The sequence below is a fragment of the Actinocatenispora thailandica genome, from assembly GCF_016865425.1.
GTDB lineage: Bacteria > Actinomycetota > Actinomycetes > Mycobacteriales > Micromonosporaceae > Actinocatenispora > Actinocatenispora thailandica.
In genome coordinates this window covers 2,281,178-2,302,926 of sequence record NZ_AP023355.1, presented here as the reverse complement: position 1 = coordinate 2,302,926, position 21,749 = coordinate 2,281,178, and the positions used below count along the sequence as shown (strand labels likewise).

The 21,749-nt window shown below is 74.1% G+C and carries 21 protein-coding genes; 11 read left to right on the top strand and 10 right to left on the bottom strand.

Going from position 1 to position 21,749, the window contains the following annotated elements:
- Nucleotides 1–3: 3 nt before the first annotated feature.
- The 4 genes from mce to Athai_RS10220 all read left to right on the top strand — a co-directional run bounded on the left by mce (nt 4) and on the right by Athai_RS10220 (nt 4,950).
- Entirely contained in the window at nt 4–519 is a 516-nt protein-coding gene (mce, locus tag Athai_RS10235; protein WP_203961285.1) for a methylmalonyl-CoA epimerase, read from the top strand.
- Nucleotides 520–1,065: 546 nt separating this feature from the next.
- Nucleotides 1,066–2,385: a DivIVA domain-containing protein gene (locus Athai_RS10230; protein WP_203961284.1), complete on the top strand. Its 1,320-nt coding sequence runs from the start codon at nt 1,066–1,068 to the stop codon at nt 2,383–2,385.
- A 206-nt stretch (nt 2,386–2,591) separates the two neighbouring features.
- Nucleotides 2,592–4,136, top strand: coding sequence for a DivIVA domain-containing protein (locus tag Athai_RS10225; RefSeq protein WP_203961283.1), 1,545 nt, complete (start codon nt 2,592–2,594; stop codon nt 4,134–4,136).
- A gap of 37 nt (nt 4,137–4,173) precedes the next feature.
- On the top strand, nt 4,174–4,950 hold the full coding sequence (locus tag Athai_RS10220) for a trimeric intracellular cation channel family protein (protein WP_203961282.1): 777 nt from the start codon (nt 4,174–4,176) through the stop codon (nt 4,948–4,950).
- A gap of 67 nt (nt 4,951–5,017) precedes the next feature.
- On the opposite strand, the gene Athai_RS10215 is transcribed toward Athai_RS10220, so the two are convergent.
- Nucleotides 5,018–5,887, bottom strand: a complete 870-nt coding sequence (locus tag Athai_RS10215) for a sulfurtransferase (protein ID WP_203965480.1) — start codon at nt 5,885–5,887, stop codon at nt 5,018–5,020.
- A gap of 42 nt (nt 5,888–5,929) precedes the next feature.
- Here Athai_RS10215 and Athai_RS10210 point away from each other — a divergent pair, with 42 nt between their 5' ends.
- Both Athai_RS10210 and Athai_RS10205 read left to right on the top strand, forming a co-directional pair.
- Entirely contained in the window at nt 5,930–6,625 is a 696-nt protein-coding gene (locus Athai_RS10210; protein ID WP_275422418.1) for an iron-dependent transcriptional repressor DtxR, read from the top strand.
- Nucleotides 6,626–6,726: 101 nt separating this feature from the next.
- Nucleotides 6,727–7,350, top strand: coding sequence for a hypothetical protein (locus Athai_RS10205; protein WP_203961280.1), 624 nt, complete (start codon nt 6,727–6,729; stop codon nt 7,348–7,350).
- Nucleotides 7,351–7,361: 11 nt separating this feature from the next.
- Here the strand turns inward: Athai_RS10205 and Athai_RS10200 are convergent, their stop codons facing one another.
- Nucleotides 7,362–7,964 (bottom strand): hypothetical protein, encoded by a 603-nt coding sequence (locus Athai_RS10200; protein ID WP_203961279.1) that lies wholly within the window; start codon nt 7,962–7,964, stop codon nt 7,362–7,364.
- 368 nt (nt 7,965–8,332) lie between these two features.
- Here Athai_RS10200 and Athai_RS10195 point away from each other — a divergent pair, with 368 nt between their 5' ends.
- From Athai_RS10195 to Athai_RS10180, 4 genes are all read left to right on the top strand, one after another.
- The gene (locus Athai_RS10195) at nt 8,333–8,953 is read left to right on the top strand and encodes a hypothetical protein (protein WP_203961278.1); all 621 of its coding nucleotides are present in this window, start codon (nt 8,333–8,335) and stop codon (nt 8,951–8,953) included.
- Between the two features lie 75 nt (nt 8,954–9,028).
- Nucleotides 9,029–9,460, top strand: a complete 432-nt coding sequence (locus Athai_RS10190) for a MerR family transcriptional regulator (protein WP_203961277.1) — start codon at nt 9,029–9,031, stop codon at nt 9,458–9,460.
- Nucleotides 9,457–9,786 carry a thioredoxin family protein gene (locus tag Athai_RS10185; protein ID WP_203961276.1) on the top strand — a complete coding sequence of 110 codons (330 nt, stop codon included), beginning with the start codon at nt 9,457–9,459 and terminating at the stop codon, nt 9,784–9,786. Before Athai_RS10190 ends, Athai_RS10185 begins: the two co-directional genes overlap by 4 nt.
- An 83-nt stretch (nt 9,787–9,869) precedes the next feature.
- On the top strand, nt 9,870–11,033 hold the full coding sequence (locus tag Athai_RS10180; protein ID WP_239156844.1) for a peptidoglycan recognition protein family protein: 1,164 nt from the start codon (nt 9,870–9,872) through the stop codon (nt 11,031–11,033).
- A 143-nt stretch (nt 11,034–11,176) separates the two neighbouring features.
- Here Athai_RS10180 and Athai_RS10175 read toward each other — a convergent pair whose 3' ends face one another.
- The gene (locus tag Athai_RS10175; protein WP_203961275.1) at nt 11,177–11,881 is read right to left on the bottom strand and encodes a peptidyl-tRNA hydrolase; all 705 of its coding nucleotides are present in this window, start codon (nt 11,879–11,881) and stop codon (nt 11,177–11,179) included.
- A gap of 99 nt (nt 11,882–11,980) precedes the next feature.
- Nucleotides 11,981–12,778 carry a class I SAM-dependent methyltransferase gene (locus tag Athai_RS10170; RefSeq protein ID WP_203961274.1) on the bottom strand — a complete coding sequence of 266 codons (798 nt, stop codon included), beginning with the start codon at nt 12,776–12,778 and terminating at the stop codon, nt 11,981–11,983.
- Between the two features lie 120 nt (nt 12,779–12,898).
- Here Athai_RS10170 and Athai_RS10165 point away from each other — a divergent pair, with 120 nt between their 5' ends.
- Nucleotides 12,899–15,295, top strand: a complete 2,397-nt coding sequence (locus Athai_RS10165) for a Tex family protein (protein ID WP_203961273.1) — start codon at nt 12,899–12,901, stop codon at nt 15,293–15,295.
- A 687-nt stretch (nt 15,296–15,982) separates the two neighbouring features.
- On the opposite strand, the gene Athai_RS10160 is transcribed toward Athai_RS10165, so the two are convergent.
- The 6 genes from Athai_RS10160 to Athai_RS10135 all read right to left on the bottom strand — a co-directional run bounded on the left by Athai_RS10160 (nt 15,983) and on the right by Athai_RS10135 (nt 21,514).
- Nucleotides 15,983–16,414 (bottom strand): protein-tyrosine phosphatase family protein, encoded by a 432-nt coding sequence (locus tag Athai_RS10160; protein WP_203961272.1) that lies wholly within the window; start codon nt 16,412–16,414, stop codon nt 15,983–15,985.
- Between the two features lie 28 nt (nt 16,415–16,442).
- Complete coding sequence (locus Athai_RS10155) at nt 16,443–17,855, bottom strand: bifunctional RNase H/acid phosphatase (protein ID WP_203961271.1); 1,413 nt, start codon at nt 17,853–17,855, stop codon at nt 16,443–16,445.
- Nucleotides 17,852–18,589, bottom strand: coding sequence for a zinc ribbon domain-containing protein (locus tag Athai_RS10150; RefSeq protein WP_203961270.1), 738 nt, complete (start codon nt 18,587–18,589; stop codon nt 17,852–17,854). Before Athai_RS10150 ends, Athai_RS10155 begins: the two co-directional genes overlap by 4 nt.
- Nucleotides 18,586–19,482 (bottom strand): Nif3-like dinuclear metal center hexameric protein, encoded by an 897-nt coding sequence (locus Athai_RS10145; protein ID WP_275422417.1) that lies wholly within the window; start codon nt 19,480–19,482, stop codon nt 18,586–18,588. The genes Athai_RS10150 and Athai_RS10145 overlap by 4 nt, the downstream gene beginning before the upstream one ends.
- A 221-nt stretch (nt 19,483–19,703) precedes the next feature.
- Complete coding sequence (locus Athai_RS10140; protein ID WP_203961269.1) at nt 19,704–20,225, bottom strand: flavoprotein; 522 nt, start codon at nt 20,223–20,225, stop codon at nt 19,704–19,706.
- Between the two features lie 35 nt (nt 20,226–20,260).
- Nucleotides 20,261–21,514, bottom strand: coding sequence for a helix-turn-helix domain-containing protein (locus Athai_RS10135; protein WP_203961268.1), 1,254 nt, complete (start codon nt 21,512–21,514; stop codon nt 20,261–20,263).
- Nucleotides 21,515–21,749 lie beyond the last annotated feature (235 nt).

Sequence of the window (21,749 nt, the reverse complement as noted above, 5' to 3'; positions counted from 1 at the left end):
GACATGCCCACCGAACACGAGTCCGGCCGTACCGCCCGCCCCGTCGACGACCATCTCACCACCGGTACGCCCGGCGCGAACGACGGGCTCGGCGTGCTGCGCGTCGACCATGTCGGGATCGCGGTGCCCGACCTGGACGCGGCGGTCGCCTTCTACACCGAGACGTTCGGGATGACCTGCGTGCACACCGAGACCAACGCCGACCAGGGGGTACGGGAGGCGATGCTGCGGGTGGGCGACGACCGCGCCGGCGCCCAACTGCAACTGCTCGCGCCGGCGTCGCCGGACTCCTCGATCGCCCGGTTCCTGGACCGCCGGGGGCCCGGCGTCCAGCAACTCGCGTACACCGTCCGCGACGTCGCCCGCGCCGCCGACACGCTGCGCGAACGCGGGCTGCGGCTGCTCTACGACGAGCCCCGTCCGGGCACCGCGGGCTCGCGGATCAACTTCGTCCACCCGGCGGACGCGGGCGGCGTACTGGTCGAGCTGGTCGAGCCGGCCGGCGATCACGCACCGTGACTCGGCCTGCGGTGAGCGTTCCGGTACCGGTCAGGCCGTCCCCTTTGGCGCTTCCGGTCGTTGTCAGTGTCGGACCGAACGCTGCGCCGTGCCCGCCGCGGTGTGGCACGAACCGCCGCCCGCACGGGTGGAGCAATCCGAAGCACAGGCCTAAAGTGGCGCACACGGATGCAGGTGGCCAAGGTCACTGATCCGATCCAGGACACCCGTCCACACGTTGGGGACTATGTCGGCTGACGCGACGAACCGTACCGCCGGTGACGCCGCCGCTCCGCATGGTCCTGCCGACCCACCAGGTCGAGCGCCGGACAGCAGTACCGTTCCGGCACCCACCGGTCGGACGTGCGGCACCGGAGTGGAGTCCGGCATTTCTCCATCGGCACGGCACAGCCAGGGCTAGTACCATCGGGCCCCGGAAAACCCCACCAACCATCGGCAAACCGACAAATGACATCCCCCGAAACGTCGGTGGTCGCCGTTCTCCCCCCGTACGGACCGGGACCTGCGGCCTCCCTCGGCAGCCCGGGGGTCTGCGAGGATGTGTCCATGGCCCAGCAGCAGCCCTCCCTGAACTTCTTCGAGCAAGCCAACAGCCAGCCCGACTTCACCGTCGTGCTGCGCGGCTACGACCGCGCCCAGGTCGACGACTTCGTGCAACGCCTCAACGCGGCGCTCGCCCAGTCCGAGGGCAACCGCGGCGAGGCCGAGCAGCGGATGAACGACGCGCAGCGCCGGCTGCGTCAGGCCGAGCAGCGCACCGCCGCGCTGGAGCAGAAGCTCGGCGACCAGTCCAAGCAGCTGGAGGAGAACAGCCGCCCCACGCTGTCCGGACTCGGTACCAAGGTCGAGCACATCCTGCGACTCGCCGAGGAGCAGGCCAACGAGCATCGCGCCGAGGCCAAGCGGGAGGCCGAGGGCATCCTGTCCGCGGCCCGGCTGGAGGCGCGCGAGATCACCGACAAGGCGCGGGCCGAGTCGGCGGCGGTCAAGTCCGGCGCGGAGCGAGAGGCCACCGCGACCAAGACCGCCGCCGAGCGGGAGGCGTCCGAGACCCGGGTGCAGGCCCGCCGCGAGTCGGACAACCTGCGGGCCGACGCCGAACGGGAGACCAAGCAGCAGCGCACCGCCACCGCGCACGAGATCGCCGAGACCAAGGCGACCGCCGAGCGCGAGGTCTCCACCATGCGGGCGACCGCCGAGCGCGAGATCACCCAGCTGCGGGCCAAGGCGATGCGGGAGGCCGAGGAGCGCCGGGCCGAGGCGGCGAAGCTGCTCGCCGAGGCCAAGGACAAGCGCGACAAGGAACTCCAGGCGCTGGCACTGGAGCTGGCCGAGCGCCGGGAGAAGTCCGAACGCGAGGAGTCCGAGCGGCACACCGCCGCGGTCGCCCAGACCCAGAAGCTCGTCAGCGAGGCCGAGCAGCGGGCGAAGGCGGCCGAGGACCGGGCCAAGGAGATCGAGCACCGCGCCGAGACCCGCCGGCAGGAGTCGGAACGTACCGCCAACGAGACGGTCGACAAGGCCAAGGCGCTGGCCGACAAGACGCTCTCGGAGGCGCAGGCGGAGGCCACCCGGGTCACCTCGGAGGCCCGGTCGGAGGCCGACATCACCACCACCGCGGCCCGCCGCGAGGTGGAGGACCTGACCCGGCAGCGCGACCAGATCACCGCGCAGCTCGGTCAGCTGCGCGAGATGCTGGGCGGGCTGGCCAACTTCGGCGGCGCGCCGGCCGCCGCGGCGGCCGCGGCGGCGGAGAGCGTCGACAGCAAGTCCGAAGCGAGTTCGGAGAAGTCGTCCGGCAAGTCCGGCGGCAAGTCCGGCAGCGACGACCAGACGCAGCGCATCCCGGCCACCAGCGGCAGCTGAGAATCCTTTCCCAGTACGGAAAATCGCACCGGACGGCACTCCCGTCCGGTGCGATTTTTCCGTCCGGGTACGCCTGTGTACTCTCGTCGGGTCGGCCGCCACGAGGCGGGTGTGCCGACCAGAATCCAGCAGGCCGAACAAAACGCGACCCCCGTCACTCTGCCGCCTTCCGTGTGTGACGGGCCGTCACGTGTGAGGATGGGACCATGGCGCACGGCGGGGAACAGGGTCTCTTCTCGTTGACCGACGGTGGCTCGCGCGGCGAGGCGAGCTTCGAGATGGTGCTGCGCGGATACGATCGGCGACAGGTCGATCGGTTCGTGGCACAGGTCGAAGCCGACCTCACCGCACTCGCCACCGAACGAAACGACGCGTACACCCAGTTGCAGCAGGCCTCCGGCCAACTGCAGCAGGTGCAGACCGAGCTGATCGACCTGCGCCGCCGCGCCGCGGTCGACGAGCAGCCGTCCTACCGCCACCTCGGGCCCCGGGTCGAGCAGATCCTCGCACTCGCCGAGGAAGAGGCGGATGCGATCAAACACGGCGCCGAGAAGGAGATCGCGGACAACCGCGCCCAGGCCGAGCAGGTGCTCGCCGAGGCCAAGGAGAAGGCCGAGCAGGCCCGGCACGACTTCGAGACCGCACTGGCCGCCCGGCGAGCCGAGGCCGAGGAGGCCGAGGAGGCGCACCGCGCCCAGGTCGAAGCCGAGTTCGCGGAGAAGTCCGAGCACGCCACGCGGCTGGTGGCCGAGGCCGAGCAGCAGGCCGCCGCGCTGCGTGCGGCCACCGAGGAGCACGCCGCCAAGCTGCGCGAGCAGACCGAGCAGGAGATCAGCGCGCAGCGGGCCGAGGCCGAGCAGGAGCGGGCCGCGGTCACCGAGGAACTGCGCGCGCTCAAGGAGGAGACCACCAGCTACGCGAGCCGGGTCCGGGCCGAGGCCGAGCAGATCGCCCAGCAGACCACCGCGGCTGCCGAGCAGCACGCGGCGGAGCTGCGCACCGCGGCCGAGACCGAAGCGGAGCAGATCCGGCACGACGTCGCCGCGCACGACGCGAACGTCCGCGGCGACGCGGATGCGTACGCGCAGAAGACCCGGCAGGACGCCGACTCGTACGCCGAGCAGGTGCGCACCGAGGCCGAACTCGGCGTCCAGCAACTGCGCACCGCGGCCGAGGAGCACTCGCAGGCCGTCCGCAGCAAGGCCGAGGAGTCGGCCCGCCAGGCGAACGAGTCGGCCCGGCGGGACGCCGAGGCGATCCTCGGCACCGCCCGGGCGCAGGCCGACCGGATCGTCGCCGAGGCCAGCCGGAAGGTCAGCGAGCTGGACGAGCGGCGCAAGGTGATCAAGCGCGACATCGGCAAGCTGCGCGAGACGCTGACCCGGCTGACCGGTGCCAGCGCCGCGCTGCTGGACGAGGACGACGAGCCGGAGACGCCGCCCGCGACCGAGGCTCCGGCCGCCGAGGCGGACGAGCCGACCCGGGTCGACGGCATCGCGGACGAGCCGACCCGGGTCGACGGCGCCGCGCCCGGGGACGAGCCGACCGAGGCCACCGAGACCAGCCCGGCCGACGACACCGCGGTGCTCACCGACAGCACCACGATCCTGGAGCCGGTCACCGCCGATCCGGGCATCGACCGCAACAACGGCGGCAGCTCCCGGGCCAACGGCAACGACCGGCAGCACAACCGCACCCCGCGGCGGGCTCAGTACCTGCAGGCGCAGCAGCCGGGCCAGGGCCGCCGCTGACGCGGCGCGCCGACCCGGTTGACCCGGCGGCGGAGCGATGGCCGCGCTGAGCACCGACACCCTGTCGGAGGTCACCCGGGCCATCGACCTGGCCGGGGTGTTCGCCAACGCGGTGCTCGGCGGCGCGCTGGCCGCCCGGGAGCGACTGGACGTGGTCGGCCTGGTCACCCTGGCCGTCATCTCCGGGACGGGTGGCGGACTGATCCGCGACACCCTGCTGCAACGCGGTACCCCGGTCGCCCTGACCGACTACGCGTACCTGCTGACCGCGCTGGCCGGCGCCGGGGTGGCGTTCCTGATCAAGGTCGAGGGGTCGGCCTGGCGTCGCCCGCTGCTGTTCGTGGATGCGCTGGCGCTCGGCTTCTGGGCCGTCGCCGGCGCCCAGAAGACGCTGGAGAGCGGGCTGGGCTGGCTGCCGGCGGTGCTGCTCGGGCTGATCACCGCGGTCGGCGGCGGCGTGGTGCGCGACGTGCTGATCCGCCGGGTACCGGCCATCTTCGGCGGCACCCTGTACGCCGCCGCCGCGCTCGCGGCGAGCGTCGTGGTCGTCGTCAGCACCCGGCTGGGCCAGCCGACGCTCGGGGTGGCCGCCGGCGTGCTGGTGGGCGCCGGGCTGCGGCTGCTGAGCATCCAGTTCCACTGGACGCTCCCGCAGGGCCGCAACTGGACGCTGCGCGACGGGCGGGAGTGGTGGGCGCGCAGCAGCCCGCTGCTGCGGCCGACGCGCGGCCAGCAGCAGCGCGCCAGGCGGTGGGAGTCGTGGCGGGCCAGCCGGCTGTCCCGGCGCGGTGGCCGGGACCATCCGAAGCCGTGAGTCCGCGGGATCCGGCCGTGCGAGCCGCGCCCGCCGCCGGCCGGGTCACCGGCGTCGCGGCCGGCCGCTACGGCGTGTCGCCGGTCGCCACCGGGCGGTTCGGGTCGCCGACCCAGTCGCTCCAGGACCCGACGTACAGCGCGGGCCGCAAGCCGGCGACGGTCAGCGCCAGGGCGGTGTGCGCGGCGGTGATCCCGGAACCGCAGTACGCGCCGACCGGCACGCCGTCGCGCACCCCGGCCGTCGCGAACAGCGCCCGCAGGCTGGCCGGGTCGAGCAGCCGGCCGTCCGGCCCGACGGTTTCGGTCTTCGGCAGGTTCACCGCACCGGGGATGTGGCCGGCGACCGGGTCGATCGGCTCGCGCTCGCCCCGGTAGCGCTCCGCGGCCCGCACGTCCAGCAGGACGCCGGTGGCGGGCAGCGCGGCGGCGGCTCCGGCGTCCAGCGTCGGCAACTGCCCCGGCCGTACGGTCACGTCGCCGGGCACCGGCTGCGGCACCGCGGTCTCGACCTCGCCGCCGGCGGCGAGCCAGGCCCGGTAGCCGCCGTCCAGCACCGCCACCCGGTCGTGGCCGGCCCAGCGCAGCGTCCACCAGGCGCGGGCGGCGGGCAGCCCGTCGCCGTCGTCGTACACCACGACCGTCGAGTCGGCGCGGACCCCGGCGGCTCGCAGTACCGCCTGCAGCCGGTCCGGATCGGGCAGCGGATGCCGGCCGCCGTCCGGACCGGACCGGCCGGTCAGATCGTTGGACAGCTCGACGAACACGGCGCCGGGCACGTGCCCGGACAGATGGTCCGGACGGGCCGAGGGGGCACCGAGGCGCCATCGGACGTCCAGGATCGTCAGAGGGGACTGGTAGGAATCGGGTGAGGATCCGGCCGGGTCGAGGGCCGCCCGCAACCAGGCGGGATCGACCACGGTGCCGGGAGTCGTCATGGGCGTCACGACCCCAGTGTTCCGCAATCATTTTCAGGTAGCATGGTGCCCCGGGAGGGTGTGTTGAACGATCTGGTTGACACCACGGAGATGTACCTCCGCACGATCCTCGAACTCGAGGAGGAGGGCGTCGCCCCGCTGCGCGCGAGGATCGCGGAGCGACTGCACCAGAGCGGCCCCACGGTGAGCCAGACGGTCGCCCGGATGGAGCGCGACGGTCTGCTGCGGGTCGAGGGTGATCGGCATCTGGCGTTGACCGATGTCGGCCGCGAGCACGCGATCGCGGTGATGCGCAAGCACCGCCTCGCCGAGCTGCTGCTGATCAACGTGATCGGGATGCGGTACGAGGCGGCCCACGACGAGGCGTGCCGGTGGGAGCACGTGATGAGTTCCGACGTCGAGCACCGGGTCTACGAGCTGCTCGGCCGGCCGACCCACTCGCCGTACGGGAACCCGATCCCGGGGCTGCACGTGTTCGACCCGGGCGCGGTCGAGCCCGCCGCGGGCGACGAGCACAACCTGGCCAGTGCCACCGTGCGCGGCGCTGTGACGGTGGGACGCATCTGCGAGAGCGTGCAGACCGATGCGGCGCTGCTGGAACGGCTGCATGCGGCGGGCATCGACCCCGGTGCGAAGGTCCACGTCGAACAGGACGGCGACACCGTGACCATCACCCATGACGGTGCGGAGCTGCGGCTGCCCTCCTCCGTCGCCAGCCGGGTGTTCGTCACCGCCTGAGCCGTCCACCCCGACCCATCCACCGCCGTGGATGCTCCGTGTGGTTCGACTTTCCCGGGTTCGGCCTGGTGCCAACGGTTTTGCGTGGTACCCAGAAGTGGATGAGCGCACCGGTGCACCCGGCGGACGGTCAGCTGTTCCAGCCGGGAGAAGAGATCTTGTGGTGGCTGCGGCCGACCGGGGCCGGCAGCCGCGGCGGCTACCTGATTCGCCGGTTCTCGCGTGCGGTGGCGGCGTTCGCGATCGCCGGCGTGGCCACCGTGCTGACCTTCGGCGTGGTGCTGCCGCTGCTGTCCGCGGTACGACCGGACGTCACCGCCTGGCTGCTGCCGCTGCTGGCCGGCGCGGCGCTGGTGGTGGCCGGCGGCGTGCTGCTGCTCGCGGTCGGCGTGCTGGCCCTGCTGGTACCCGAGCCGGCCTGTCCCCCGCCGCCCAGGGTGGTGTCCGACCTGCTGTACGTGATCACCGACCGGCGGGTGCTGGTGGTCCGGGCGTCCCGCGGGTCGGGCCGCGAGTACCGGCCGGACGACCTGGCGCCGAGCGGTCAGCTACCGCCCGTCTACCGGATCGACGAGGTCGAGCCGGGTGTCGGCAACATCCTGGTCGGGGCGCAGTCGCCGGGTGGTTGGATCCCGCGGATGAGCCTGTGGTCGGTGCCGGAGCCGGCGAAGGTGGTGGCCCGGTTGCAGGAGTGGGCCGGCGGGACGGTCCAGCCGGCGGACTGAGCGGCCGGTTCTCAGCGCTTGGCTTCGAGCTTGCGCGCGTAGTCGGCGAGCTTGCCGACGTTTTCGCGCGCGGTGTGCGCGCCGACGTCCTTCGGGTACGTGTAGCGCAGCGTCACGATCTGCTGGTGCTTGCCGAGCCAGGCGATCTCGACGGCCGGGCCGGCGCCGTCTCCGGCGGCGAGGATCCGGCTGTACGCGGCGGATCCGAGGTTCGACACGCCGCTCGCGTCGCCCGGCGCGGCCTTGCCGAACGCCTTCGCGTCCGCCTTGGTGCCGATCACGCTGAGCACCAGTGACGGGTAGTCGGAGTAGAGCACCTGCAGCGCGCAGGCCTTCGCGCCGGAGTTGTCGCTGGCCGCCGCCACCTGGAACTCGGTACCGGTGGCCGCCTGCACGCTGGCGTAGTCGAGCAGGGTGCAGGTGCCGCCCGCCTTGCTCGGCGGGGTCGGCGACGCCGACGGGCTCGGCGCCTTCTCGAACTCGCCGGCACCGACCGGTGCCGGCGTGGCGGTCTTCGGCTCGTTCGCCGTGGGGTGCTCCAGCCGGGCGCAGCCGGACAGTGCCGCCGCGCCCGCCAGCAGGGCACCGGCGAGAGCCACACCTCTCGTACGCATCGTGTCGGTCTCCCGGGTCGGGGTCGGCCGCGCCGCGCGATCTGCCGCGCGGCGGGCGGTGCGCGTGGCCGGGTACGGCCCGGCCGGCTCCCCACCGTACGCGGCGGGTGCCGGCCGGGACGGACCGCACGTGCGTGAGCTGGACCGCATCGGCAGGAATATCGCCATGTTCCAGGACCAAAGCACCCAAGCCGAGCGGTACTGCCGGGTCGATGCGGTGCACGGCCGCACGACTCGACGCGCACCACGGCGACCGCGCCGGGGTGCGTGAACCGGTTCGCGGTAACGCGGCGGGCCGCGCGCCGTTAGACACCGCGGAGTGAGCGCAGCACGACGCTGCGCCGATCGAACCGTGATAGGAGACCCCCGTGCGCGCCACCGTGGCCCTCGCCGCCCTCACCACCGCCGCAGCCCTGGTACTGACCGGCTGCGGCGGTGGTTCCGACCAGCACGCGGCGGCGAAGGCGAGCGGATCGGCCAAGCCCAGCACCAGCCCCAGCCGGTCGAAACCGGCGTCCCCGTCCCCGGCGCCGACCGTGTCCGGCGGGCCGCACAGCCTGCTCGCGGTCAGCGAGGCGCCGATCGACCTGTCCGACGCCCAGCAGCCGCCGGCGGACGCGGTCGTGCAGTACTGGACCCGCTACGGCACCGCGGTCTCCACCCGGGACCTGAAGGGCTCCGGCCTCGCCGAGGTGGTGACCGGCAAGACGGGGGTCGCCGGTACCGGCAAGCTGGTCGACGCGCTGGCCGCGAAGAACCAGCGGTACCGGGGCAAGCTCGTGGTGAACGTCCGCAGCGTCGGGATGGGCGGCGACACCGCCACCGTGGACGCCTGCATCGACCAGAGCCGGACCCGGCTGACCGACGACAACGGCAACAAGGTCGACGAACCCGGCAAGCAGAACATCCTGCCGATCGCGCACACGCTGGTGCACGAACACGGGCACTGGCTGGTGGACCGGATCCAGCAGGGCGGTTTCACCTGCTGACACCGCGGGCCCGCCCGAGCCACACGCCCCGCTGTGCTGGCGTTGACAGCGGTGTGCATCGCTAGCGTGGGTGGCATGCGGATCGGGGAACTGGCGGAACGGTGCGGGACGAGCACCAGGATGCTGCGCTACTACGAGCAGCAGGGGCTGCTGGCCGACCGGCGCGACAGCCTCGGCTACCGGCGCTACCAGGAGTCCGACGCCCGGCTGGTGCAGGAGATCCTTGCGCTGCAACGGATCGGGTTCACGCTGGCGGAAGCGCGGCCGTTCGTGGAGTGCCTGCGCTCGGGGCACGACAGCGGGGATGCCTGCCCCGCCTCGCTGGAGGTCTACCAGCGCAAGCTGGCCGCGCTGGACACCGGCATCGCCCGGCTGACCGCCGCCCGCGATCAGGTCCGCAGCCAGCTCGCCGCGGCACTGGCCCGCCGTACCGGCGCGCCCGGTGCGCCGTGCTGCGAGTTCAGCGCCGCCGAGGCGGCGACATCGAGCCGAGAGGGGCAGTCATGATCGACACCAGCAGGGTCCGACCCGTCACCGACGCCACGTTCGCCGCCGAGGTTCTCGGCTCCCCGCTGCCGGTGCTGGTGGACTTCTGGACCGACTGGTGCCCGCCGTGCAAGCGACTCGCCCCGGTGCTCGCCGAACTCGCCGCCGAGTACGCCGGGCGGGTGGAGTTTCGCAGCATGGACGCCGAAGCGGAACCGGACACGGCGCGGTCGCTGCACGTGCTGGCCTTCCCGACGCTGGCGCTGTACCGCGACGGCGAGCTGATCCGTACGGTCGTCGGCGCGCAGCCACGCCACCAGCTCCGCAAGCTGCTCGACGTCGGCTGAGCCGCCGGACGGCGACGGGTCGCGCCGCGCGGAGCGCGACAATATCCTTCTTTGGTCAGTGGACGGCAGAAAATCCTCACCGGATGGAGTTCGCCACGATGACCAACGACCCCTCCGCGCTGGACCGGCGCACCCTGTTCAAGGCCACCCTCGGTGCCACGACCGTCGCGGTCGTCGGTACCGAGCTGGCCGGCTCCGGCACGGCATCGGCCACGCCCGCGATGCCCCGGACCGCCTCGGCGGCCGGCCCGTTCGACTTCGTGGTCGGCTGCGACCAGTGGGGCGCCCGCCCGCCGGCGAGCCCGATCCAGCTCAGCGGCAACGCCACCAACAAGATCATCGTGCATCACATGGAGTTCCCGAACAGCACCGACTACTCGCTGGACCACGCGAAGCAGCTCGCCCGGGACTGCCAGGACCTGCACATGGACACCAACGGCTGGGCCGACACCGGGCAGCACTTCACCGTCAGCCGCGGCGGGTACGTGCTGGAGGGCCGGCACCGCAGCCTGGAAACGCTGGAGGGCGGGCAGCAACAGGTGATCGCCGCGCACTGCCCGGGCGAGAACGGCAACGCGATCGGCATCGAGAACGAGGGCACGTACTTCACCGAGACGCCGCCGCAGGCGCTGTTCGACGCGCTCACCACGCTGTGCGTCACGGTGTGCCGGCAGTACCGGCTGCACGCGTACGACCTCTTCGGGCACTGGGACTTCCGCGACACCGACTGCCCCGGTGCCGCCTTCTACCGCGAGTTCCCGCAGTTGCGGCGGGCGGTGCAGACCGGGCTCGGCGAGTCCGCCGCCGACGCGCCGGAGCGCCGCTGGCCGGACATCTGGCGGTTCGTCGGCGGGCCCGTCGTCCAGCTCGGTCAGTACCTGCTGATCGCCGGCGGCGCCAAGCTCACCGCAAGCGGCACGTTCGACCAGAAGACGATCAAGGCCGTGCAGAAGTGGCAGTCCGCGCACGGCATCCCGGTCGACCCGGACGCAACCTTCACCGCGCCGACCTGGGAGACGCTGGTGCCGGCCCTCGCGCCCGGTGCGACCGGCGCCGCGGTCACCGGCGCGCAGACCATCCTCGCCCACAAGGGCTACCCGGTCACCGCGACCGGCACCTACGACGCGAACACGCAGGCTGCGGTCACCGCGATCCAGCAGTTGCACGGCCTGCCCGGCACCGGCTCGCTGGACGTCACCACCTGGTGCGCCGTCGCCGGCGGCACGGTACGCGCGGCGCTGTCCTGAGCGGCCGGTACCGCGGCGGCGTCGATGCCCGGCGCTCCCGCGGTACCGCCGCCGGCACCCTGACACCCACGGAGGTGCCGCCCGGCGCCCCGATCTCGCCCGCCGCCGCCGTGCCGCCCGGCGCCCCGGTGGTGTCGCCGGGCTCAGCGGTGCAGGGCCGGATGGTCGCCGATCACCGTCGCCGAGTTCGGCGCGACCTCGGTGAAGCCGGCGTCGTGCACGACCGGCAGCCCTGCCGCGGCGAGCCGGCGCCACCCGGCCGGGGTGGCGGTCCGTACGGCCAGCGGGAAGCCGGCGTCGGCCCAGACCTCCCGCGCCGCGGCCGGCAGCGCCGCGTAGGTGAGCTGGGCGCCGTGGCCGGTCTGCGCCATCGCCTTGCCGGCGGTCATGCTCAGCGCCGGGTTGAGCCACAACACCGGCACGCCGGCGGCCGGCTCCGCGACCGGCTCGGTGTCGTCGAAGTCGGTCCCACCCACCTGCAACCGGGCCAGGTCCGCCGGCCAGCCGTCCAGCGGCACCGGCGGGAACACCCGCACGGTCGCGCTGCGGTGCCGCAGGGTCAGCCCGTCCAGCGCCTCGGCGCGGTGCCACTGCGCGCCGCGGGCCCGGCGGACCACCTTGCGGATCCGGCCGTCGGTCCACGCGGTCACCGCGTCGTGCCACTCCCCCGCCGGCTCGGTACTGCGCGGGTCGGTCAGGAACGTCAGCACCGCCCGCGCGGACGCCTCCAGCGCGTCGGTCCGTTCCGGTGGCGCGTCCCGCTCCAGCCGCACCACCAGCGGCAGCACGTACTGCGGGGCAGCGTCCCGGGGATCGGTGTCGCGAGGATCGTTCGCCGCGTCGGTCACGGCCGCAGCATGCCACGTGGTCGTCCCGCCCGGCCGGCCGACGCGTACCGGCGCGGCCCGGATCACCGTCCCCGACCGGGCCCCGGGACGGCGGCGCGATCATCGGGCGGGCCGGTGCGCCACGGTCACGAGGTGGCTGGAGGCGCCGAGCAGGCTCGGCTCGGCCTCCACCTTGCGCAGCTGGTCGAGCACCAGCCAAGCGCCGTCCGGGTCGGCCAGCAGTTCGTCCAGCCGGTCACCGAGCGGCCACACCGCGCCCTCGACCGCGAGTACCCGGTCGACGGCCAGGCCGGCCTCGCGGGCCTCCGCGGCCGGTTCGTCGGGCCGGTGGAAGTACGCGTCGGTGAACCAGGTCCGGCCCGGCCCGGTGTTGCGGTGCACCCCGGTGGCGAGCGTCCGGTCCACCATCGCCCGGAACCGTGGATCGCCGTGGTAGCCCCGCACCACACCGTCGAGCAGCGAGGCGAACCGGCTGATCGTCGCGGCCAGCACCGGCCCGCCGGGCCGCACCACCCGCAGCGCCTCGCCCCAGGCGCGCCGTCGGTCCGCGCGTTCCAGCAGGTGGTAGAGCGGGCCGAGCAGCAGCACCGCGTCGACACTGGCGTCCGGCTGCGGCAGCGTACGGGCGTCCCCGACTGCGGCCGTGACGCCGGGCAGTGCCGCGGCGACCGCCACGTGCTCCGGTACCGGATCGACCAGGTGCACGCGATGCCCGGCGGCGGCCAGCCACCCCGCGTACGCCCCGGTGGCGCCGCCGACGTCGAGGATCGTGGCCGGCGGCGCGGGCAGGTGCCGGGCCAGGATGTCACGGGTCCGCAGCCCCTCCAGCAGGCCGGCGCCGGCGTCGAGCCGGGTGCGCTCGCCACCGCGCCGGTAGTACTCCGTGATGTCGGCCATCCACGGATCGTTCCGGGCGACCGTTCGGTCCGGCAACCGGTTTGGGTGGGTTGGGCGTGGCGGTGTCGGGGGCGGGCGGCAGAATGCTTCGCAACGCGACGTCGTACGAAGGTGGCTCTCGTGGCAGTCAGTGTCAACCAGCGGATCGCCGAGGAGCTCGGGGTGCGCGACGGCCAGGTGGCCGCCGCCGTGCAGCTGCTCGACGCCGGCAGCACCGTGCCGTTCATCGCCCGGTACCGCAAGGAGGTGACCGGCGCCCTGGACGATGCACAGCTGCGCACCCTGGAGGAACGGCTGCGCTACCTGCGCGAGCTGGAGGAGCGGCGGGCCGCGGTGCTGGACGAGATCCGCGGCCAGGGCAAGCTCGACGAGGCGCTGGAGCAGCAGATCCTCGCCGCCGACTCGAAGGCCCGGCTGGAGGACATCTACCTGCCGTTCAAGCCGAAGCGGCGGACCAAGGCGCAGATCGCCCGGGAGGCCGGGCTGGAGCCGCTGGCCGACACGCTGCTGGCCGACCCGACCCAGGATCCGCGGCAGGTCGCGGCCGGGTTCGTGGCCGAGGGTGTCGCCGACGCCGCGGCCGCACTGGACGGCGCGCGGGCGATCCTGGTGGAACGGTTCGCCGAGGACGCCGACCTGATCGGCGAGCTGCGCGAGCTGATGTTCACCCGCGGTCACCTGGTGTCGAAGGTGCGCGAGGGCAAGGAGCAGGACGGCGCCAAGTTCGCCGACTACTTCGACTTCGCCGAGCCGTACCCGAAGCTGCCCTCGCACCGGATCCTCGCGCTGCTGCGCGGCGAGAAGGAGGAGGTGCTGGAGCTGTCGTTCACCGCCGACGCGCCGCCCGCCGAGGGGGCGGCACCGGCGCCCGGCCCGACCACGTACGAGCAGCGCATCGCGGCCCGGTTCGGGGTGCGCGACGAGGGGCGCGCCGCCGACCGGTGGCTCGCCGACTCGGTGCGCTGGGCGTGGCGGACCAGGATCCTGGTGCGGCTGGGCATCGATCTGCGCACCCGGCTGTTCGGGACCGCCGAGGACGAGGCGGTGCGGGTGTTCGCGGCGAACCTGCGTGACCTGCTGCTCGCCGCGCCGGCCGGCGCGCGCGCCACGATGGGGCTCGACCCGGGCTTCCGGACCGGCGTCAAGGTGGCGGTGGTCGACCCGACCGGCAAGGTGGTCGACACCGCGACGATCTACCCGCACGTGCCGCAGCGCAAGTGGGACGCATCGCTTGCCACCCTGGCCGCGCTGGCGGCGAAGCACTCCGTCGAGCTGATCGCGATCGGCAACGGGACCGCGTCGCGGGAGACCGATCGGCTCGCGATCGACCTGATCAAGCAGCACCCGGAGCTGCCGCTGACCAAGGTGGTCGTCTCCGAGGCCGGCGCGTCGGTCTACTCGGCCTCCGCCTACGCCTCGCAGGAGCTGCCGGAGCTGGACGTGTCGCTGCGCGGCGCGGTGTCGATCGCCCGCCGGCTGCAGGATCCGCTGGCCGAGCTGGTCAAGATCGACCCGCAGTCCATCGGCGTCGGGCAGTACCAGCACGACCTGTCGTACGGCAAGCTGTCCCGCTCGCTCGACGCGGTCGTCGAGGACGCGGTGAACGCGGTCGGGGTGGACGTCAACACCGCCTCGGCGCCGCTGCTGACCCGGGTGTCGGGCATCGGTACCGGGCTCGCCGAGAACATCGTGCTGCACCGCGACGCGAACGGCCCGTTCGCCTCCCGCGCGGCGCTGAAGTCGGTGCCGCGGCTCGGCCCGAAGGCGTACGAGCAGTGTGCCGGGTTCCTGCGCATCCGCGGCGGCGACGACCCGCTGGACGGCTCGGCCGTGCACCCGGAGGCGTACCCGGTGGTGCGCCGCATCATCGAGCGCACCGGCACCGCCGTCACCGAGTTGCTCGGCAACGGCCGGGTGCTGCGCGCGCTGAAACCGGCCGACTTCGTCGACGACACGTTCGGGGTGCCGACCGTCACCGACATCCTCACCGAGCTGGAGAAGCCGGGCCGCGACCCGCGGCCGGAGTTTCGTACCGCCACGTTCGCCGACGGTGTCGAGACGCTCGGCGACCTGAAGCCGGGGATGGTGTTGGAGGGCACCGTCACCAACGTGGCCGCGTTCGGCGCGTTCGTCGACATCGGGGTGCACCAGGACGGCCTGGTGCACGTCTCGGCGCTGTCGAACACCTTCGTCTCCGACCCGCGCGACGTGGTCAAGTCCGGCGATGTGGTCAAGGTGAAGGTGCTCGACGTCGACATCGCCCGCAAGCGGATCTCGCTGACCCTGCGGCTCGACGACGAGCCCGGCGCGGCCGGTGAGCGCCGCAACGGCGCGGCCCGGCGCGGTGAGCGCGGTCCGCGCACCGAACGTGCCGGTCAGCCCGCCGCCCGGTCGGGCCAGCAGCGGACCGGGCAACAGCGCGGTGATCGGCGGCAACCGGCCGGCCGCGGCCGGCCGGCGCCGGCCGACACGGCGCTCGCCGACGCGCTGCGCCGGGCCGGCCTGGTCAAGGACTGAGCAATCCGGGCCGGACTGGTCAAGGACGATCCACCGCAGGGCCGGGCCGTCGGCCGAGCCTCCGCGCACGCGTCAGGATCCGCTGGTCGAGCCGTCAGATCGGCCGGTGAGCCTCGCTGCGCCGCTGGCCGGGCCGTCAAGGCCGGCTGGTGGGGCCCGCTGCGCCGCTGGTCGGGCCGTCAAGGCCGGCTGGTGGAGCCTCGCTGCACCCCGAGCCCCGGCCAGCGACGCAGCTGGTCGGCCTTGCATGCCAGGGGCGGTCGGCTTCGGCTCCGGGACCCCAGCCCGGTGCCGCGGGCGGTCAGGTCGCCGGCTCGGGCCCAGGCCCCGGCAGCGGCGGCTCCGGCGCCGGCGGCTCGGGTACCGGCGGGGCCGGTGCCGGGCCGGGCGGCGCCGGTGGCCCGCCCGGTTCGGGCGGGAGCGGCTCGGGTGGCCGCGGCGGCGGGCCGGGCGGTCGTTGCGGCGGCACCGGTACGGGATGGGTCGGGTCCGGGACCGTCATCTGCGCCTCCGTCTCCGACCGGCCGGTGCCGCGTCGACGCCGGCCGGTCCGCCGCCTCTCGGCAACCCCGGCGGCGGACCCCCCAGCCGCACCTTCCGGGGTCCTCTTCGGTGTGCCCAGCCAGGCCGCGCGCTAAACCCACCGGGGTCGGCCACGGCCTCCGGCCGAAGCGATGACGTGCCTGGTCAGGCCCGAAAACTGCGCACATAGCGACGCTGCCACGGGGTCTCCACGGCGCGCGGCGAGTAGTGCGACCGCACGAAGTCGACGGCGTTCTCGGCGGGCACCCCGTCGAGAACGGCCAGGCAGGCCAGCGCCGTCCCGGTGCGGCCCTGCCCACCGAGGCAGGCCAGTTCCACCCGCTCGGTCGCGGCGCGCTGCCACGCCTCGCGCAGCGCGGCGGTGGCGTCGGCCCGGTCGGCCGGCAACCAGAAGTCGCGCCACCGCACCCAGCGGGCCGGCCACCGGGTTTCCGGCGGGCGGTGGCCGAGCAGGTACACGCCGAACCCGGGTTCCGGACCGGCCGGCACCGGCCGCGCCAGCCCGCGACCGCGCACCAGCCGCCCGGACGGCAGCCGCAGCACCCCGGCCGCCCCGTCCTGCCACAACTCGCTCACCGCATCGACCCTAGCGACGGCGGCGGCGTCAGGTGGCCAGGTGGGCGGTGTCGTTGACGGTGGGGACCGCGGCGTTGCCGTCGTCGAACAGGTCGACCACCGACAGCCCGGCCGGGTCGATCTGGATGGTGTCCAGGAAGCGCCGGCCTGCGTCGAGCACGTCGCGCAGCATCAGCTTCACCATCGAACCGTGCCCGACCAGCACGACGGTCCGCTCGTGCTGGTGCCGGCGGACCTCGTGCAGCGCCTCGGTGTATCGCGCCCCGGCGGCGTCCATGCTCTCCCCGCCGGGCGGTGCGACCGAGGTGGACGCCAGCCACGCGTCGAGTTCGGCCGGCCAGCCGACGGCGATCTGGTCGAACGTCAACCCGTCCCAGGCGCCGTACGCCACCTCGACCAGCCGCGGCTCGACCCGCGGTACCGTGTCGAGCCGGTGCGCGATCGCCTCGGCGGTCTGCCGGGCCCGCGCCTGCGGCGAGGTCACCAGCACCGCGTCCGGCGCCAGGACGGCGAGCCGGTCGGCCAGCGCCGCCGCCTGCCGGCGGCCGATCTCGTCCAGTTCCGGGTCGCACTCGGCGCCGCAGAACGCGCCGCGGCGGGTCTGCGCGGTCGCGGCGTGCCGGACCAGGATCAGCCGGGTGCGGCCGGCCACCGGCGCGGCGGTCGCCGCGACCGAACCACCCGGACGCGCGGCCGCGACACCGGGCCCGCCGACCATCGCCCGCAACGCCGCGTCGACCGGATCCTCCCCGGCCGCCGTCGGAGCCGCGTCGGGTGCCGGCACACCGGGTCCCCCCGCACCGGATTCCGCCGCATCGGACGGCCGCTCCGGGCGGGAGCCCACCGGTTCGGGGTCGGCGGGGCCCGCCGCACCGGCCGGCAGCTTCGCCCCGGCGCCGGGGCCGGCCGGGCCGGCATCTCCGCCGTCCGGGCCCGCCGGGTCGGCCGGGTCGGCGGCGGCGCCAGGACCGTCCGATGTGGACGGATCGGCCAGCACGTCGACCAGCTCGACGGTGCCGAACTCGCCGGCATCCATCGCCTTGTTGGCCAGCGCGTCCGCGTGCGCGTTGCGGGCCCGCGGAATCCACTCGTAACCGATCTCGGCGAACCCGGCAGCGAGCCGGGTCGCCTCGGCGTGCAACGGTCGCAGGCCGGGATGCTTGACCTGCCACCGGCCGGACATCTGCTCCACCACGAGCTTGGAGTCCATCCGGACCGCGACCCGGCGGGCACCGAGGGCCGCGGCTGCCTTCAGCCCGGCGACCAGCCCGGAGTACTCGGCGACGTTGTTGGTGTTGATGCCCAGGTACGCGGCGCGTTCGATCAGCGTCTCGCCGGTGTCGGCGTCGAGCACGGCGGCGCCGTACCCGGCCGGGCCGGGATTGCCGCGCGACCCGCCGTCCGCCTCGACCACGACCCGCTCGTGGTGTGTTCGGGTCACAGCCCCGACTCGTCGGTGCGTACCAGGATCCGGCCACACTCCTCGTGCCGGATCACCTCCTCGGCCGCCGCGGCGCGCACCTGTGCCAGCTCCGAACCGGACAGCTCCAGCCGGCAGCCCTCGCACCGGCGGGCGCGCAGCATCGCGGCGCCGATACCGGTGTTGGCGCGGATCCGCTCGTACAGCGCGAGCAGATCGCCCGGCAGCGCCGCGGCCAGCGGGTCGCGCTCGGCGCGCCGCTGCTCCTCCTGCTCGGACAGCTGCACCAGTGACTCGTCCCGCCGCTGCTCGGCGGTGTCGCGCAGCTGGCGCACCTCGGACTGCTGCTGGCTCGCGGCGGCGAGCGCGCCGGCCGCCTGCTCGCGCTGCTCCATCAGCTCCAGCTCGACGTCCTCCAGCTCGCTCTGCCGCCGGCCCAGCGACGCCAGTTCGTGCTGCAGGCTCTCCAGCTCCTTGGCGCCGCCCCGCCCGGAGTCCAGCAGCGACCGGTCCTTCGCCGCGCGGGCCCGCACCTGCTCGACGTCGCGTTCGGCCCGGGTGATGTCGCGGTCCAGGTCGTCCACCGCCGTCTGGGCGCGGACCGTTTCGTCGGTGGCGGCGCGTAGCTCGCCATCCAGTTTGTCCAGCTCGGCCAGCTCGGGCAGGTGGTTGCGCCGGTAGGCGAGCTGGGTCAGGGCGGTGTCGGTCGCCTGCAGGTCCAGCAGTCGGCGTTGGTGCGCCGGGTCGGCCTTCACGAACGAAACTCCTCACTTCCGCTGCCCTCGGCGGCAGTGGAACTCGTACCGCCGTCGGCGGCGGGACCCGCGCCGGCGGCGCCGGACGCGGCGTGCACGGTCCACGGATCGGTCACCACCGAGGAGACTATTCCCTCCACGGCGAGCCGGTCGGTCAGCCCTGCCGCTACCTGCGCCAGCCACGGCCACTCGGTGGCCCAGTGCGCCGCGTCCAGCAATGCCGGGCCGCCCTCGGCGAGGTGCTCGCTGGCCGGATGGTGCCGCAGGTCGGCGGTCAGGTACGCGTCGACGCCGGCCGCGGTCGCGGCGTCCAGGAACGTATCGCCCGCCCCACCGCAGACCGCCACGGTCCGGACCAGTCGCGCCGGGTCGCCGGCCGCCCGGATCCCCCAGGCGGTGGCCGGCAGCGCCGCCGCGACCCGGCCGGTCAGCTCGGCCAGCGGCACCGGTGCCGGCAGCGTACCGATCCGGCCGAAGCCGCGACCACCGCCCGCCGCGGCGTCCTCGGCGGGTACCAGCGGGCGCAGCTCGGCGAGCGACAGCGTCGCGGCCAGCGCGTCGGAGACGCCCGGCGCGGCCACGTCGGCGTTGGTGTGCGCCACGTACAGCGCGATCCCGGCACGGATCAGCCGGTGCACCACCCGGCCCTTGTAGCTGGTGGTCGCGACACTCGACACGCCGCGCAGCAGCAGCGGGTGGTGCGCCACGATCAGCTCGGCGCCGGCCTCGACCGCCTGGTCGACGGTCTCCGGCACGCAGTCGACGCAGTACAGCACCCGGCTGACCGGATCGGCCGGGTCGCCGACGACGAGCCCGACCCGGTCCCACGGCTGCGCCCACCGCTCCGGGTACCACTGCCGCATCGCGTCCTGCACGTCCGCCACTGTCCCCACTGAGGCAGGCTACCGTCCGGAACGGCACCGCGGAGCGCCCGCCCGGCGAGGCCAGGGGCACCGCACCCGCCCCAGCGAGGCCAGCGGCACTGCGCGCGCCCGGCGAGGCCACCGAGCACCGCGCCCGCCCAGCGAGGCCCGGAACCGCACCGCGGCCACACCCGGCGATCCGGAGCGCCGCGGCGCGCGCCGCCGGGTCGGGCCCGCTGCGCGCCGCCGGGTCAGGCCCGCTGCGGGGTGAGCGCGTCCAGCGCGAGCCGCCAGGGCAGCGACGCGGAGGCGGCACCACCGGGCAGCGGCAGCGGGCACACGTCGTCGCCGAACAGCACCCGCACGCCCCAGTCCCGCAGCCGGTCGAGGCTGGCCCGAAACGCCGGATGCGCGGCGTGGAACCGGTTCGAGTACGGCACCGCCACGATCGGCAGGCCCCGCCCGTACGCTTCGGTCAGGATGCCCAGCAGCAGCGTGTCGCTGATCCCGGCGGCCCACTTGTTGATCGTGTTGCAGGTCGCCGGCGCAACCACGATCGCGTCCGGCTGCGGCAGCAGGTCCGGGGCGTCGGGCGCCTTGTACTCGCTGCGCACCGGGAAGCCGGTCTGCGCGACGAGCGCCGGGATGTCGAGGAACCGCAGCCCGGACGGTGAGGCGAGCACGCAGACCCGCCAGCCGTCCCGCTGCGCCGCGGCCACCAGCCGACCCACCCCGGACGCCGCCGGCGAGCCACACACCAGGGCGTACAGCACCGGCCCGGATCCGACCGGCGCGCGGTCACCGGCGTTCACACCGCGACGCCGAGGTGGTCGGCCAGTTCGGCCAGCGGGGCGGCCGGGGTGCCGTGGCTGCGCCGCAGCACGCCGGTGAGCACCTCGTGCGCGTGCGGCCGGCAGCGAATCTCCGACGGCGCCAGCCGGTCCGCCTCGACCAGCAACTCGGCCGCCTTGTCCAGATCACCGAGCTGGGTGTACGCCCGGCACACGTCGACCAGGTGATGTGCCCGGCGCTCCGGCAGCAGCGCGCCGAACGGCTCCGGGTCGAGCGACTCGTGGGTGCTGATCGCGATGCCGTGCTCGCCCAGGTCGACGGCCGCGGCGGCGCGGTGCAACGCCACGTTCGTGGGGCCGAACACGGTCCAGTAGTGGTTGGCGTCGCGACCGAGCCGTTCGGCCGCCTCGTCCGCGGCGCGCAGCAGGTCGCGGCTGGTGGCGAGGTCACCGACGCGCGCGGCGGCCATCGCGCCCTGCAGCAGCAGCATCCCGTACACGCTGAGCCGCTGCGGGGTGACCTCGGCACCGGATGCCGGCGCGAGCCGGTGGGCCACCTGCACGTTGAGGTCCAGCGCCGGCCTGGCCCGGCCGAGCGCGAGCATCGCGTTCGCCACCCGGAAGGTGGCGACGCCGGCCAGCAGCGGGTCACCGGCCCGGTGCGAGACTCCGATCGCGCGGTCGGCGGCGAGCCAGCCGAGTTCGTGCTCGCCGAGCTTGCGCAGCACCGACGCGGCGATCTGGTACGTCTGGGCGAGCAGGTGCGCGGCGTTGATCCGGGTGCCGCGCTCGGTCGCGGTCATCGCCGAGTCGTCGTACGCGGCGTCCGCGCTCTGCGCGTCGCGCAGCAGCTTGGGCAGCGAGCGGGCGACCATGCCGTACTTGGCGTGCTGGAACGACGCCCAGGCGTGCGAGATCGCCTTGCGCAGCTCGTCCAGCGAGACCTGCTCGACCAGCGGCGGCTCGAAGAACGCGACCACCTGGTCGTAGTTCTCCAGCGCGGCGCGGATCTCCTCGACCTCGACCTGGTCGACGCAGTTGACGCTGTCCGGTTGCCGGTGGCTCTCACCGCCGAACAGGACCTGCGGATCGACCTTGAGCACGTCGGCGATCTCGTACAGCACGGAGAACTTGTCCAGCCGCCGCACGCCGCGCTCGACCTTGTCCACCCAGCTCTTGGACTTGCCGATCTGATCGGCGAACAACTGCTGGGACATCCTTCGTCGGGCCCGCCAGTAGGCGACCCGGCGCCCGATAGGCAGCTCGTCCATCCCTGACCCCCTGTGCGCCGCTCGGCTGCGGGTCGGCGGATCGCCGACGCCTCGACACGGTCGGGCCCTCGCGGGGGGCGGCCGCGCCTGCCGGAACTCGTAGGAACATCACCGGTCTTGCGCTGCGCAACTAGCCGTCGTGGTCGTGTTTCATTGCATTTCTACCATCTTGGTCGACCACTTCATATGGCGCAACGAACCGGAACGGGACCAGGTGACGAGAATTCGGCCGTTC